At 66.8% G+C, this 13,043-nt stretch carries 16 protein-coding genes; 6 read left to right on the top strand and 10 right to left on the bottom strand.

The features are described from left to right. Positions 1-28: 28 nt before the first annotated feature. Both AC3DE2_RS07045 and AC3DE2_RS07040 read right to left on the bottom strand, forming a co-directional pair. On the bottom strand, positions 29-475 hold the full coding sequence (locus AC3DE2_RS07045; protein ID WP_295377204.1) for a carboxymuconolactone decarboxylase family protein: 447 nt from the start codon (positions 473-475) through the stop codon (positions 29-31). Between the two features lie 36 nt (positions 476-511). Next, a complete protein-coding gene (locus tag AC3DE2_RS07040) occupies positions 512-1,408 on the bottom strand; it encodes an RNA polymerase sigma-70 factor (RefSeq protein ID WP_488425603.1) in 897 nt (298 codons plus the stop codon). A 112-nt stretch (positions 1,409-1,520) separates the two neighbouring features. On the opposite strand from AC3DE2_RS07040, the gene AC3DE2_RS07035 reads away from it, so the two are divergent. Next, positions 1,521-3,038: a fumarate hydratase gene (locus AC3DE2_RS07035; protein WP_488425602.1), complete on the top strand. Its 1,518-nt coding sequence runs from the start codon at positions 1,521-1,523 to the stop codon at positions 3,036-3,038. 102 nt (positions 3,039-3,140) lie between these two features. After that, entirely contained in the window at positions 3,141-3,779 is a 639-nt protein-coding gene (locus AC3DE2_RS07030; RefSeq protein ID WP_295377212.1) for a glutathione S-transferase family protein, read from the top strand. Positions 3,780-3,824: 45 nt separating this feature from the next. Here AC3DE2_RS07030 and AC3DE2_RS07025 read toward each other — a convergent pair whose 3' ends face one another. The 4 genes from AC3DE2_RS07025 to AC3DE2_RS07010 all read right to left on the bottom strand — a co-directional run bounded on the left by AC3DE2_RS07025 (position 3,825) and on the right by AC3DE2_RS07010 (position 7,141). Continuing rightward, on the bottom strand, positions 3,825-4,934 hold the full coding sequence (locus AC3DE2_RS07025) for a sterol desaturase family protein (protein WP_295377214.1): 1,110 nt from the start codon (positions 4,932-4,934) through the stop codon (positions 3,825-3,827). A 52-nt stretch (positions 4,935-4,986) separates the two neighbouring features. Next, positions 4,987-5,412 carry an arsenate reductase (glutaredoxin) gene (gene arsC / locus AC3DE2_RS07020; RefSeq protein ID WP_488425601.1) on the bottom strand — a complete coding sequence of 142 codons (426 nt, stop codon included), beginning with the start codon at positions 5,410-5,412 and terminating at the stop codon, positions 4,987-4,989. Then, on the bottom strand, positions 5,412-6,578 hold the full coding sequence (locus tag AC3DE2_RS07015) for a phospholipase A (RefSeq protein ID WP_488425599.1): 1,167 nt from the start codon (positions 6,576-6,578) through the stop codon (positions 5,412-5,414). The genes arsC and AC3DE2_RS07015 overlap by 1 nt, the downstream gene beginning before the upstream one ends. Positions 6,579-6,655: 77 nt before the next feature. Continuing rightward, positions 6,656-7,141 carry a DUF456 domain-containing protein gene (locus AC3DE2_RS07010; protein WP_488425598.1) on the bottom strand — a complete coding sequence of 162 codons (486 nt, stop codon included), beginning with the start codon at positions 7,139-7,141 and terminating at the stop codon, positions 6,656-6,658. A 235-nt stretch (positions 7,142-7,376) separates the two neighbouring features. Between AC3DE2_RS07010 and AC3DE2_RS07005 the strand changes: the two genes are divergently transcribed. Continuing rightward, complete coding sequence (locus AC3DE2_RS07005; protein ID WP_141453200.1) at positions 7,377-7,586, top strand: cold-shock protein; 210 nt, start codon at positions 7,377-7,379, stop codon at positions 7,584-7,586. 115 nt (positions 7,587-7,701) lie between these two features. Here AC3DE2_RS07005 and AC3DE2_RS07000 read toward each other — a convergent pair whose 3' ends face one another. Both AC3DE2_RS07000 and AC3DE2_RS06995 read right to left on the bottom strand, forming a co-directional pair. Further along, positions 7,702-8,181, bottom strand: coding sequence for a glycine zipper 2TM domain-containing protein (locus tag AC3DE2_RS07000; protein ID WP_488425596.1), 480 nt, complete (start codon positions 8,179-8,181; stop codon positions 7,702-7,704). Between the two features lie 162 nt (positions 8,182-8,343). Further along, positions 8,344-8,781 carry a hypothetical protein gene (locus AC3DE2_RS06995; protein WP_295377228.1) on the bottom strand — a complete coding sequence of 146 codons (438 nt, stop codon included), beginning with the start codon at positions 8,779-8,781 and terminating at the stop codon, positions 8,344-8,346. A 76-nt stretch (positions 8,782-8,857) separates the two neighbouring features. On the opposite strand from AC3DE2_RS06995, the gene AC3DE2_RS06990 reads away from it, so the two are divergent. Further along, positions 8,858-9,658: a tRNA threonylcarbamoyladenosine dehydratase gene (locus tag AC3DE2_RS06990; protein ID WP_488425771.1), complete on the top strand. Its 801-nt coding sequence runs from the start codon at positions 8,858-8,860 to the stop codon at positions 9,656-9,658. A 5-nt stretch (positions 9,659-9,663) separates the two neighbouring features. Here AC3DE2_RS06990 and AC3DE2_RS06985 read toward each other — a convergent pair whose 3' ends face one another. Together AC3DE2_RS06985 and AC3DE2_RS06980 are read right to left on the bottom strand one after the other, a co-directional pair. Further along, the gene (locus AC3DE2_RS06985) at positions 9,664-10,431 is read right to left on the bottom strand and encodes a TatD family hydrolase (protein ID WP_488425595.1); all 768 of its coding nucleotides are present in this window, start codon (positions 10,429-10,431) and stop codon (positions 9,664-9,666) included. A 1-nt stretch (position 10,432) separates the two neighbouring features. Next, positions 10,433-10,666 carry a DUF6116 family protein gene (locus AC3DE2_RS06980; protein ID WP_295377233.1) on the bottom strand — a complete coding sequence of 78 codons (234 nt, stop codon included), beginning with the start codon at positions 10,664-10,666 and terminating at the stop codon, positions 10,433-10,435. Positions 10,667-10,838: 172 nt separating this feature from the next. Here AC3DE2_RS06980 and AC3DE2_RS06975 point away from each other — a divergent pair, with 172 nt between their 5' ends. Both AC3DE2_RS06975 and AC3DE2_RS06970 read left to right on the top strand, forming a co-directional pair. Further along, positions 10,839-11,660 (top strand): glycine zipper 2TM domain-containing protein, encoded by an 822-nt coding sequence (locus tag AC3DE2_RS06975; RefSeq protein WP_295377236.1) that lies wholly within the window; start codon positions 10,839-10,841, stop codon positions 11,658-11,660. A 139-nt stretch (positions 11,661-11,799) separates the two neighbouring features. Continuing rightward, positions 11,800-12,963 carry an acyl-CoA dehydrogenase family protein gene (locus AC3DE2_RS06970; RefSeq protein WP_488425594.1) on the top strand — a complete coding sequence of 388 codons (1,164 nt, stop codon included), beginning with the start codon at positions 11,800-11,802 and terminating at the stop codon, positions 12,961-12,963. The last annotated feature ends 80 nt before the right edge of the window (positions 12,964-13,043 follow it).

Raw genomic sequence — 13,043 nt, 5'->3', positions numbered from 1 at the left:
CACGTCGCATGCGATGCGGGGCAGGGGTTCAGGTGCCCGGCAGCGGCGATCGCAATCCCACGCCCATGCGGTTCCAGGCGTTGATGACGGCGATGACGAAGGTCAATTCGGCGATCTGGGTTTCGTCGAAGTGCGGTAGCAGGCCGGCGTAGATCTCGTCGGGCGCATGGGTGTCGCCGACCCGGGTCAGGGCGTCGGTCCAGGCCAGCGCGGCGCGCTCGCGCGGATCGTAGAACGGACTCTCGTGCCAGCCGGCAAGGGTATCGAGCTTGCGCGGATCGACGCCGGCATCGCGCAGGGCCTTGCCGTGCATGTCCAGGCAGAAGGTGCAGCCGTTGATCTGCGACGCGCGCTGCTTGACCAGATCCAGCAGGATGGCGTCCAGCGAACCATGATGGAGGCCGTGGCTGATTTTCAGCAGGCCCTTGTAGGCTTCGCTGGCCAGGGAGGTGTAGTTGACGCGAGGGAGGGACATCGGTTTCTTCGGGATGCGCGGACGGGATGTCGCGCTTCACCCCAGGGACGGCGCTGTGTTCGGCGGCGTGACACGTTCCAGCAGGGGCAACTTGTCCGGATTCATCACCGTCAGCAGTTCGACGATGCGTTCGCCGTCGCTGATCGCCACCATCACCGAGACCAGCCGGCCGTCGCGGTAGCGCAGCACCGCCGGCTCGCCGTTGACCCGGCCCATGCACCATTCGGTTTCCGGTTGCGGGCGCCGGTACGCGGCCCAGAACAGGCGCGCGATGCGCTCGCCACCCAGCAGCGGCCGGATTGCCGCAGTGGCCTTGCCGCCGCCATCGGACACCAGCCGCGCGTCCTCGTGCAACAGGGCGGCCACGGCCTCGCGGTTGCCGACCCGCGCCGCGTGCATGAACCGTTCCAGCAGCCGGCGATGGCGCTCGGGTGCCACCTCGAACCGCGGCCGTTCGGCCTGCAACCTTGCGCGTGCCCGGTGCACGAGCTGGCGGCAATTGGCCTCGCTGTGGCCAATCAGTTCGCCGATGCGGGCGTAGTCGTAATCGAAGGCTTCCTTCAGCAGGAAGGCGGCGCGTTCTTCCGGACCCAGGCGTTCCAGGACCGCCAGGAAGGCCAGCGAGACCTGTTCGGCCAGTTCGGCGCCCTGCTCGGGCCCGGGACTGTCGTCGATCTCGGCCGGCTCCGGCAGCCAGGGACCGGGATAGCGCTCGCGTTGCAGGCGGGCCGCGCGCAGGCGGTCGATGCCCAGCCGGCTGGCCGCGGTCACCAGCCAGGCCTCCGGATCCCGGATCGCGGCGGTGTCGGCCTGGCGCCAGCGCAGCCAGGTGTCCTGGACCACGTCCTCGGCGTCGCTGCGGCTGCCCAGCAGCCGGTAGGCCAGCGAGAACAGGCGGGAACGGTGGGTCTGGAAGGTGGTTTCGGCGTTCATGCGGGCCAGGACGGGGCAGGGCGGCGTGGCGTGACACCCGGCCGGGCCGCCACTTTGGCCTAAAATGGCGGACTCCGCCCGCTACCCACCGGCAGCCCCGGCTTTACGCTCCATGACCTCGATCAAGCAAGAAGACCTCATCCAGTCCATCGCCGACGCGCTGCAGTACATCAGCTACTACCACCCGGTCGACTACATCAAGAGCCTCGCCGCCGCCTACGAGCGCGAGGAATCGCCGGCCGCGCGCGACGCCATCGCCCAGATCCTGATCAATTCGCGCATGTGCGCCGAAGGCCATCGCCCGATCTGCCAGGACACCGGCATCGTCACCGTGTTCCTGGAAATCGGCATGAACGTGCGCTGGGACGATGCCACGATGGGCGTGGAAGACATGGTCCACGAGGGCGTGCGTCGCGCCTACAACCATCCGGACAACAAGCTGCGCGCCTCGGTGCTGGCGGATCCGGCGGGCAAGCGCACCAATACGAAGGACAACACGCCGGGCGTGGTCAACGTCAAGGTCGTGCCGGGCGACACCGTCGAGGTGATCGTCGCGGCCAAGGGCGGCGGCTCGGAGGCGAAGTCGAAGTTCGCCATGCTCAACCCGTCCGATTCCATCGTCGACTGGGTGCTCAAGACCGTGCCGACCATGGGCGCCGGCTGGTGCCCGCCGGGCATGCTCGGCATCGGCATCGGCGGCACCGCCGAGAAGGCGATGCTGCTGGCCAAGGAAGCGCTGATGGAGCCGATCGACATCACCGATCTGCAGGCCCGCGGCGCCTCCAGCCGCGCCGAGGAACTGCGCCTGGAACTGTACGAGAAGGTCAACGCGCTGGGCATCGGCGCGCAGGGCCTGGGTGGCCTGACCACCGTGCTGGACATCAAGGTCAAGGACTATCCGACCCATGCCGCCAACCTGCCGGTGGCGATGATTCCGAACTGCGCGGCCACCCGCCACGCCCACTTCACCCTCGACGGCAGCGGCCCGGTGATGCTGGATCCGCCGTCGCTGGCGGACTGGCCGGAACTGACCTACGACGCCTCCAAGGGCCGTCGCGTCGATCTCGACACGATCACCCGCGAGGACGTCGCCAGCTGGAAGCCCGGCGAAGTGCTGCTGCTCAACGGCAAGCTGCTGACCGGTCGCGACGCCGCGCACAAGCGCATGGTCGACATGCTCAACAAGGGCGAACCGCTGCCGGTGGATCTGAAGGGCCGCTTCATCTACTACGTCGGCCCGGTCGATCCGGTGCGCGACGAAGTCGTCGGCCCGGCCGGTCCGACCACTGCCACCCGCATGGACAAGTTCACCGAACAGGTGTTGGCGCAGACCGGCCTGCTGGGCATGGTCGGCAAGGCCGAGCGTGGCCCGGCCGCGATCGAGGCGATCAAGCAGCACCGGTCGGCCTACCTGATGGCGGTCGGTGGCGCCGCCTACCTGGTCTCCAAGGCGATCAAGGCCGCGCGCGTGGTCGGCTTCGCCGATCTCGGCATGGAAGCGATCTACGAGTTCGAGGTCCAGGACATGCCGGTCACCGTCGCGGTCGATTCGCAGGGCACCTCGGTGCACACCACCGGCCCGAGGGAATGGCAGGCGCGCATCGGCAAGATTCCGGTGGTGGTGGCCTGACCACCAACGCTCCCCACGCCCGGGAAGCCGGCTTGCTTCTGACGCATGCAACACGGAATCCACGACGCGGGATTCCGTCCTGACAACGCACGGGGAAAGCAGATGAGCACGACGACGCTGTATTACTCGCCCAGCACCGCCAGCCTTGTCGTGCATTGGCTGATGATCGAGCTGGACATTCCGCATCGGCTGCACGAACTGGATTTCGACAAGCGCGACCAGAAATCGCCGGAGTACCTGAGGGTCAATCCCGCCGGCGTGGTGCCGGCGCTGTATCTGGACGGGCAGGTGATCACCGAATCAGCGGCGATCCTGTTGCACCTGGCCGATCGGCATCCGCAGGCGAATCTCGCGCCGCCGGCGGGTTCGCCGGAACGGGCGCGCTATTACCAATGGATGCTGTTCATGGCCAACACGCTGCTGCCGGCCTATCGTGCCTGGTTCTACTCCGATGAAATCGCCGGAGAGGAGAACGTCGAGGCGGTGCGCGCGCACGCGCGCCAGCGCATCGAGGGCGCCTGGCAGCGGGTGGCCGATCACCTGGAAGCGAACGGTCCCTGGATGGTCGGCGAGCAACTCACCGTGGTCGACTTCATGGCCACCATGCTGATGCGCTGGTCGCGCAACATGCCGAAGCCGTCCGATGGCTGGCCGGTGCTGAAGGCGCATGCCGGACGCATGAAGGCGCGCCCGGCGTTCAAGGAAGTCTATGCCCGCGAGGGCCTGACCGACTGGACCTGAGCCGCATGTTCCGGGCAAGGCGGGCCGGCGGGGCCGGCCCCTTGCTCAGTCGACGTATTCGTCGAACTTGCGACCGCCCTGGAACGGCATCATGTGCTGGCGCAGGATGCCGCGCGGCACCGTCTCCAGTTTCATCACGCCGTATTCCTCCGGCCAGTCTTCCTGGCGCGGTGGCAGCCTGAAGGTGCCCATCAGCATGTCGACCAGCGGCAGGTGGATGGCGTAGTTCACATCCAGGTAGTCCTTGTGCCGGGCGTGATGCCAATGGTGGTAGCGCGGCAGCACCAGCAGGTATTCGAGCCAGCCGAACCGAATGCCCAGGTTGGCATGCGCCAGCACCGCCTGCAGGCCGACCAGGATCACGTAGGCATTCACCGCCGGCGCCGAGAAGCCCAGGATCAGCAGCGGCAGCAGCACCGCGCTGCGGGTCATGACGATCTCGATGAAATGGATGCGCGAGCCGGCCAGCCAGTCCATTTCCCGGCTGGAGTGGTGCACGGCATGGAAGCGCCAGAGCCAAGGAACGTTGTGATAGGCGCGATGCAGCAGCGCCTGGGCCAGGTCGGCCACGAACACCGCGATCAGGAACTGCGCCCACACCGGCAGCGACTGGATTGCATCCTTCAGCACCGGGAACGCGGCCAGGCCCGCGATCGTCGAGGTCGAGGCGGTGACCAGGATCAGGATGAACTGCACCAGCACGTGGCTCATGAAGAAATAGGCCACGTCCGTGCGCCAGCCCGGGCGCAGCGGCGATACCCGGCGCTTGCCCAGGTAGCGTTCCAGCGGCACGAACACCAGCGCCGAGAAGAACAGCGAGATGACGAACCAGTCCAGGCCCAGCGAGTAGGGGGTCTTGCCGATGGCATCGAACTGCACGTTGGTGCCGCCCAGCAGCACCGCCAGGGTCGCGCTGCCCACGCCGATCAGGGCGATCCGCTTGTTGCGATCCCGCAGGATGGCCAGTGTCCCGAGCACGAACGCCGCGCTCAGTCCCACCAGCAGTAGATGACGGGCGAACTGCTCGCTGTAGACCGCGCGGAACTCCTTGCTGGTCAGCAGTTCCGGAAAGTGGAAGCACAGCACCGCCATCAGGCTCAGCAGGCCAAGCAGGGCGGAGGCGTAGGCGAAGAACGAGCGGTGCTTGCGGGGCATGCGAATCCTTTTGCGGTCGGAGGCGGTTGCGTCCTTACCCGCCGAGTCTACGTCAGGCGATGCGGTTTCCGGCCGCATCCACCACCGGTTCGCCGTCTTCCTTGCTGAAGGCGCCACGCTGCGGCTGCGGCAGGATGTCCAGCACGGTTTCGGAGGGACGGCATAGTTTCACCGCGTCCGGTGTCACCACGATCGGGCGATTGATCAACACCGGATGGGACAGCATCGCCTCGATCAGGGTGGCATCGTCCACGCCCGGCTTGTCCAGTCCCAACTCGGCGTGGAGCGCTTCCTTTTCCCGGACGACTTCGCGCACCGGCACGCCCATGCGCGCGATGAGCGCGGTGAGGGTGCCACGGTCCGGCGGTGTCTTCAGGTACTCGATCACCCGCGGCTCGATGCCGGCATTGCGGATCAGGCCCAGCACGTTGCGCGAAGTGCCGCAGGCGGGGTTGTGGTAAATCGTCACGTCGCTCATCAGTACCACTCCAGCAGGGAGATGCCCAGGCCGATGTAGGTGGCCTTGTGGTTGTAGTCGATCAGGCTTTCCCCGTAACCGTGGAAGGCCTGGATATGGCCGCGGAAGCTGCGATGGATCGGGAAGCCCCAGTCCAGCTGCAGCGCGCCGTGCGACTTGTCGCCGCTGCGCAGCGAATGGCGTGCCAGCACGGTGAACTCGTGGCCGCCCTTGCTGTAGGTGAGCATGGCGTCGCCGCGGCCGATGTAATCCTCGATGTCCGGATTGTCGTCGTCGTTGCCGTCCGGCACGCGCCACCAGGGCCGCAGCACCAGTGCCCAGTTCTCGCGGTCCAGGCCGACCGTGAAGATCACCCGGTTCCAGCTGCGCGAAAGCGGATCGCTGCGGCCGTTGGACTGGTGGTTGATGCCCACGCCGGCCATGCGGCCCTTCCAGCCGCCCAGGCTGTAGTTGTTGCGGAACACCAGCATCACTTCCGGTTCGTAGTTGGTCTCGCGGAAGGGGCGTGACTCCTCGCCGTTGTAGACCTGCCAGCGCGAGCTCTGGGTGTAGCCGCCCCACAGATCGCCATTGTCGCCGAACAGGTTCTCGGCGAACTTGGTCTTGAAGCTCAGCTGGAACTTGGCCTCGGTGTTGTCCAGCGGCTGCGGCTCGGTGACCGTGTTGCGCGGATTGGGCGAGTGCGGCATCTCGTTCTTGTCGCTGGTCCAGAACACCGGCATCAGGTAGAGCGGCTTGTAGCCGCGCAACTGGAACACGCCCAGCTTGGAGTCCTTGGCCAGTTCCCAGCGGCTGTCCAGCAGCGAGCCCTTGCCGGCGTTGGCCAGTGCTTCCTGCAGCATGGGGTCGTCGGTGCGGAACCAGGCGCCGCGACGGCGGCGTTCGCTGCGTTCCTCGCCCTGTTCGGGTTCCTGGGCCTTGGCCGCCTGTTGCTGATCCAGGCTGGTGCGCGCCGCGCTGGCTTCGGCGTCGGCCGCCCGGGTATCCGAAGGACTGCGTCCGAACACGGCGTCGTAGCAGGCCAGGCGAGCGGCGTCGGTCTCGATGGCGCGGCAGGCTTCGGGCGTCACCACGTTGGGCTGTGGTTCCTGGGCGAGGGCGGGCGCGCTGGCCAGGGTCATGGCGATCAGGGACGGCAGCAGGTGCCGGACGGGTCGTGATGTCATCAGTTGCAACCGGAAGGGGGAAGAAGATGGCAGGGCGATTGTGCCCGACGCCGGGGTGAGGAGACCGGCAGGCGGACTCAGAACACCCACGCGAACAGGAACAGGCCGAGCATCGCAAAGGCCAGCCCCAGTTTCAGCACCACGCCCAGCACGATGCCCAGCCAGGTGCCGAGGCCGACCTTGGTGGCGTGGCCAATCTCGCGGCCGTGCCACAACTCGCCCAGCAGTGCGCCCGCGAATGGTCCGGCAAACAGACCAATGGGCATAAAAAACAAGCCGGCGAAGGTGCCCACCGCCGCGCCGAACAGCGCCTTGCCGCTGGCGCCCACGCGCTTGGCGCCGACCACCGTGGAGAAGAAATCCACCGCGACCGACAGGGCGGTCAGCAGGCCCAGCAGGACCAGCGGAATCCAGCCGATCTGCTGGAAATCGCCCGCCCAGGCGGCCAGCAGCATGCCCGCGAACACCAGCGGCAGGCCGGGCAGCGCCGGCAGGATGACCCCGGCCAGCCCTACCAGGATGAGCAGCACGGCCAGCACGTAATACAGGGTGGTCAGGTCCAAACGAAATTCTCCTTGTCGAATCAACGGGTTGGGCGCCATTTCGGGTGCCTGCGGACGGTTTGCATTTTCACAAATAGCGGGTTAGTGTGCGCTCGCTGTGTTTGCCAAGGTCACCGTGAATCGTGGCCTAGATGCGGTAGATCCATGATCCGCTACATCGTTGTACCTCGCTTCCTCCTTGCAACCAGCCGCCGAGAGGCGTTTCCACCACCCAAGAGTTCCAAGGAGCAAGTAGATGTCCGACCGTGAAACCGGAACCGTGAAATGGTTCAACGATGCCAAGGGCTTCGGCTTTATCAGCCGTGAGAACGGTGAAGACGTGTTTGTGCATTTCCGTGCCATCCAGACCCAGGGCTTCAAGAGCCTGAAGGAAGGCCAGAAGGTCAGCTTCACCGTCGTGCAGGGCCAGAAGGGTCTGCAGGCGGACGCCGTGCAGCCACTGTAAGGTCTCGCCAGATTCGCGCCGGTTGGTCACGACCGGACACGAAGAAAAAGCCCGACTCAGGTCGGGCTTTTTCTTTGCGCGGCGGGAACGCGTCCCGCGCCGTATGAGGCGCTTGCTATCGCAGGACCACGCGGCCGTTCTGCACGCGCACGTAGGTGTTCTCGCGGATGCCGCCGAGATCGTGCTGGGTGAAAGTCAGGCGACGGCCGTCGTCCATGCGCACGGTGATGTTGTAGGAATCGCCGGTGGTGCGGTTCTGGATGGCGTTGCCGGCCATCGCGCCGGCCGCGGCACCGGCAACTGTGGAGATGTTCTTGTTGCCCTTGCTGCCGCCGGTGTGTTCGGAAATCTGGCGACCGGCGACCGCGCCGACGATGCCGCCCAGGATCGCGCCAGTGGCGCCCGGCGCGGAGCGGCCGGAGGAAACGACGTCGATGCGTTCGACGATGCCGCAATCGGCGCAATAGCTGTTCGAGGGAGCCGGGCGATAGCCGCCGCTGTTGTATCCGCCGCCGCCATAGCCGGGTGAACTGGTGGCACAGCCGGCCAGCGCCAGCGAAGCAACGGCACCGATGGCAAACATACGAAGATTCATGGGTCCTCCTGGTTCACGTGGTCCGATCTTGGACGTATCGATCAGAACCGGGGTGGCGCGGGATGCGGCCCGGTCGCACGCATCCTCGCGCCGCCCGCGTGAACCCCATGACAACTGCACCGCTCCGGGCGGTCGTCACGGCGCCGCGGCGTCAGCGGCAATTCAGCCGCGGAAATCCTGGTGGCACGCCTTGCAGCTTTCCTTGACCTGATCGGCAAGCGCCTTGGCCGCGGTGCAGTCGGTCGGCGGGGTCGCCAGGCTGGCGTCGAGCTTGGCGCGGAAATCGCTGGCATGGGTCACGAAGCGCTGGTCCTCGGCGAGGCCGGGCAGGGCGAGTTCCAGATCGTTGGCCATCGTGCGCAGGGCACGCACATGCGGCACCGTGTCCGTGGCCGCGCAACGGTTCTGCGCCACCTTGTCGCCCAGCAGGCCGGCATGCTTCTGCATGACGTGCATGACGCTGTCGGGGAACGGATCCTGGCGCGCCTGGATCGCGCGCATCGCCATCACCGTGGCGACGGCACCAATCACCAGGCCGATCAGGAACAGGAACAGGTAGCGGGAAGCGTTGGACGACTTGGCGGTCGGCTGGCTGGCCATGCGGCGGGCTCCTTTGGAAAAGTCCGTGCCATGGTACGACGCACGTCACACCCTGCGCCATGACTACAATTGCCGGATGAAGAAAACCCTCAAGGATCGCTTCGCCGGCATCGACCGCCTGTACGGGCAGGGCAGCGTGAGCCGCTATGCCGGCCGGCGGGTGGCGGTGGTGGGCCTGGGCGGCGTGGGTTCGTGGGTGGTGGAGGCGCTGGCGCGATCCGGTATCGGCCACCTGACCCTGATCGACGCCGACGACATCTGCGTGTCCAACACCAACCGCCAGTTGCCCGCGCTGGAGGGCCAGTACGGACGCAACAAGGCCGAGGCGATGGCCGAGCGCTGCCGGGCGATCAATCCGGACATCGAGGTCGAGGTGGTGCCGGCGTTCCTGACCGGCGGCAACCTGGAGGAGCTGCTGGATCGCGGCTTCGACCTGGTGCTGGATGCCTGCGACAGTTTCCGCACCAAGGTCGAGATGATCGCCTGGTGCCGTCGCCGCAAACTGCCGATCATCGTTTCCGGCTCGGCGGGTGGGCGCACCGACCCCACCCAGATCCGGCTGCGCGATCTCTCCCGCACCGAGCATGACGCGCTGCTGGCGCTGGTCCGCAAGAAGCTGCGCGGCGAGTTCAATTTCCCGAAGAACCCGGATCGCTACTTTGGTGTCACCGCGGTCTATTCGCTGGAAAACGTCAAGTATCCGCAGGCCGACGGCAGCGTGTGCGGCCTGCGCCCGCAACTGGGCGCGGACGCGGCCCTGAAGCTGGACTGCGGCGTCGGCCTGGGCGCGGCGACGCACATCACCGGCGCGTTCGCCTTCGCGATGGTCGGCAAGACGCTGGAATTGCTGCTCAAGGAAAGGAAGTCCGCCACCTGACGCCGTCAGGCGGGCAAGGCGAACAGGCGCGTGGCGTTCTCGCGGGTGGCGATGGCGATCGCTTCTTCGCTTTCACCACGCAGCTGCGCGATGGTCCGGCAGATGACGGATACCCGCGCGGGCTCGTTGCGTTGGCCGCGGATCGCCGCATCCGGCTGATCCGGCGCGTCGGTCTCCAGCAGCAGATAATCCAGTGGCATCGCCGTGACCAGACCGCGCAACCGCTGCGCGCGTTCATAGGTCACCGGGCCGCCCAGGCCAATCAGGAAGCCCAGGTTCCACAACTGGCGCGCCTGCTCCGGGCTGCCGGAGAAACTGTGCACGACGCCGCGCAGCCCGCCGGCCCGGCGGATGCTGGCGATGACCGCGTCCACCGCGCGCCGGGCATGCACGATGACCGGCAGATCGAAGTCGCGCGCCAGCGCCAGCTGCGCATCGAAATAGCGCTGCTGGGCAGCGGGTTCCAGTCCTTCGACGAAGTAATCCAGGCCGCATTCCCCGACCGCGACCGGGCGCTCCCGTTCCAGCCATTCACCCAATTGCGACAGATGTTCCTCGCGATGCCGGTCCAGGTACATCGGATGCAGGCCATAGGCCGGATGCAGGTCCGGTTGCTCCCGGCACAGCGCAGCCAGCGCGGGCCAGCCGTCGGCATCGACCGCGGGGATGACCTGGTGGACGACCCCGGCATCGCGCGCGCGACGGATCACCGCGTCGCGATCGCCGTCGAATTCCGCGGCATCCAGGTGGCAATGGCTGTCGATCAGTTGCACGTCAGCGCGACGGCCGGCCGGACTCCAGGGGCGGGGCGGGATCCTTGCGACGCTTCCAGTTCGCCAGCAGCAGCGTACCCAGGCCGAACACCAGCTCGTCCAGGAACGGAATCGGATCGATGCCCGGCGGCAGCAGTACGCTCAGGACGAACAGGCCGGCGGTGATCTTGAACAGGGTCGGGTAACGCAGTTTCCGTGCCCATTCCAGCACGGGCAACAGCAGGGGATTGGCCACGGCGCAGGTCTCCGGAGGGACGATGGGGCGACACGCTAGCACGTCGCGCAGGACTGCGCCGCCGTTCACGAAAAGTACGATTTCGTCTGCAAGAAACGGGGCTTGGTTCAGGTTCGTAGTGGTGGAATGATGCGGTAATGTGACTCGGGCGAGGCCCGCAATGGAGGCTGCGATGAAGAACAACACCACCATGATTCTGGTCGCTGCCGGCGCGCTGCTGGTGGGCGGCGTGGCGACTGCCGCTTTCATGAAGGGCGGTGACAAGGCCGCGGGCACCCCGACGGCGGAGACGGCGCCGCTGACGGATCCGGCGCTGGCCACGGATGACGCCGCGGCGACCGACAACGTGATCCCGGCCGACGCCCTGCAGTACGCGGACGTGCTCAACGTCAAGCCGGTGACCACCAGCGAGAAGCTGTATGCGACCGTGATCGGCACCGAGCCGGTGCGTGAAACCACCACCACCAGCACCCCGCACGAGGTGTGCGAGGACGTGGTCGTGCAGGAGCGCCTGCCCGAGCGTGACGGCAATACCGGCGGTACCGTGGCCGGCGCGGTCATCGGTGGCCTGCTCGGCAACCAGGTCGGCAAGGGCAGTGGCCGCAAGGCCGCGACCGTGGCCGGCGCGGTGGCCGGTGGCGTGATCGGCAACCAGGTGGACAAGCGCCACGTCGGTGGCCGGGTGGTCGAGCGCACCGAGCGCCAGTGCCACACCGAGACCGCCAGTTCCCAGTCCTCGCGGGTGACCGGCTACAACGTCACCTACCGCAATGCGGACGGCACCACCGGCACCATGCGGATGGACAGCAAGCCGGGTAGCCGCATCGCGATGGGCAACGGCGAAAAGGTCGTGGGTTACGACGTGACCTACCGCCTGGACGGCCAGGAGAACACCCTGCGCATGGACCAGAAGCCGGAAAGCGATCGCCTGCCGGTGATCGACGGCAAGGTGGTCACCCAGACCGCTTCCGCGGCGACCCCCGCCAAGGGCTGAGCCCGGTCCCCGACGTTTCCACGCAACACCCCCCGAAAGGCCGGCGAAATGCCGGCCTTTCCTTTACGACCTGAAGGCTTACCGCCCGGACGGAGCAGCCCATACAATGCGGGATTGTCCGAACCGGCACGAATCCCGCATGGCCCTGAACCCGTACGACCTGTTTGATGTCCGTTCCCTGCTGTCCGAAGAAGAGCGCGCGGTGCAGGACACCGTGGCCCGCTTCACCGACGAGCGCGTGCGTCCCATCATCGGCGAGGCATTCGACCAGGGCAGGTTCCCCAAGGAACTGGTGCCCGAAATCGCCGATCTCGGCCTGCTCGGTTCCTCGCTGCCGGAAAAGTACGGCTGCGCCGGCCTGAACGGGGTCAGCTACGGTTTGATCTGCCAGGAACTGGAGCGTGGCGACAGCGGCATCCGCAGCTTCGTCAGCGTGCAGTCCTCGCTGTGCATGTACCCGATCTACGCCTACGGCAGCGAAGAGCAGCGCCAGCGCTGGCTGCCGGACATGGCCGCCGGCAAGGTGATCGGCTGCTTCGGCCTGACCGAACCGCACGGTGGTTCCGATCCGGCCAACATGAAGACCAACGCCCGCCGCGACGGCGACGATTGGGTGATCAACGGCTCCAAGATGTGGATCACCAACGGCAACCTGGCCGACATCGCCATCGTCTGGGCGCAGACCGACGAGGGCATCCAGGGTTTCGTACTGGAGAAGGGCATGCCGGGCTTCACCGCCCAGGAAATCAAGCACAAGATGAGCCTGCGCGCCTCGGTGACCAGCGCGCTGTTCTTCGACAACGTGCGCGTGCCCGATGCCAGCCGCCTGCCCAACGTGAAGGGCCTGAAGGGTCCGCTGGGCTGCCTGACCCAGGCGCGCTACGGCATCACCTGGGGCCCGATCGGCGCGGCCATCGCCTGCCTGGACGAGGCGCTGAACTACTCCAAGGAACGCATCCTGTTCAACCGCCCGGTGGCGGCCACCCAGAGCGCGCAGATCAAGCTGGCCGAGATGGCCCGCCGGATCACCCTGGCGCAATTGTTGTCGCTGCAGCTTGGCCGGCTCAAGGATGCCGGTACCCTGCAGCCGCAGCAGGTGTCGCTGGCCAAGTGGAACAACTGCCGCATGGCCATCGACATCGCGCGCGAATGCCGCGACCTGCTCGGCGGCGCCGGCATCACCACCGAGCACGCGGCGATCCGCCACGCGCTGAACCTGGAATCGGTCATCACCTACGAAGGCACGGAAACCGTGCACCAGTTGGTCATCGGCCGCGAACTGACCGGGATCAGCGCGTTCTGATCCGGACGTGATCCAAACCCGCCGCCGGCGCGATGATCGCATCGGGGCAGGCGACGGTGCGGACGCGTGGTCCGTGCCGT

It is taken from the genome of Pseudoxanthomonas sp. 68-E7 (genome assembly GCF_057773145.1).
The sequence above is the reverse complement of the archived record's forward strand: the minus strand, read 5'-3'. Positions and strand labels throughout refer to the sequence as shown.

Coding starts and splice junctions, on each gene's coding strand:
- AC3DE2_RS07040 (WP_488425603.1), bottom strand. CDS start 1,408: ATGAACGCCGAAACCACCTTCCAGACCCACCGTTCCCGCCTGTTCTCG.
- AC3DE2_RS06995 (WP_295377228.1), bottom strand. CDS start 8,781: ATGGCCAGCCAGCCGACCGCCAAGTCGTCCAACGCTTCCCGCTACCTG.
- AC3DE2_RS06970 (WP_488425594.1), top strand. CDS start 11,800: ATGGCCCTGAACCCGTACGACCTGTTTGATGTCCGTTCCCTGCTGTCC.
- AC3DE2_RS07030 (WP_295377212.1), top strand. CDS start 3,141: ATGAGCACGACGACGCTGTATTACTCGCCCAGCACCGCCAGCCTTGTC.
- AC3DE2_RS06975 (WP_295377236.1), top strand. CDS start 10,839: ATGAAGAACAACACCACCATGATTCTGGTCGCTGCCGGCGCGCTGCTG.
- AC3DE2_RS07000 (WP_488425596.1), bottom strand. CDS start 8,181: ATGAATCTTCGTATGTTTGCCATCGGTGCCGTTGCTTCGCTGGCGCTG.
- AC3DE2_RS06990 (WP_488425771.1), top strand. CDS start 8,858: ATGAAGAAAACCCTCAAGGATCGCTTCGCCGGCATCGACCGCCTGTAC.
- AC3DE2_RS07005 (WP_141453200.1), top strand. CDS start 7,377: ATGTCCGACCGTGAAACCGGAACCGTGAAATGGTTCAACGATGCCAAG.
- AC3DE2_RS07025 (WP_295377214.1), bottom strand. CDS start 4,934: ATGCCCCGCAAGCACCGCTCGTTCTTCGCCTACGCCTCCGCCCTGCTT.
- AC3DE2_RS07015 (WP_488425599.1), bottom strand. CDS start 6,578: ATGACATCACGACCCGTCCGGCACCTGCTGCCGTCCCTGATCGCCATG.
- arsC (WP_488425601.1), bottom strand. CDS start 5,412: ATGAGCGACGTGACGATTTACCACAACCCCGCCTGCGGCACTTCGCGC.
- AC3DE2_RS07035 (WP_488425602.1), top strand. CDS start 1,521: ATGACCTCGATCAAGCAAGAAGACCTCATCCAGTCCATCGCCGACGCG.
- AC3DE2_RS07045 (WP_295377204.1), bottom strand. CDS start 475: ATGTCCCTCCCTCGCGTCAACTACACCTCCCTGGCCAGCGAAGCCTAC.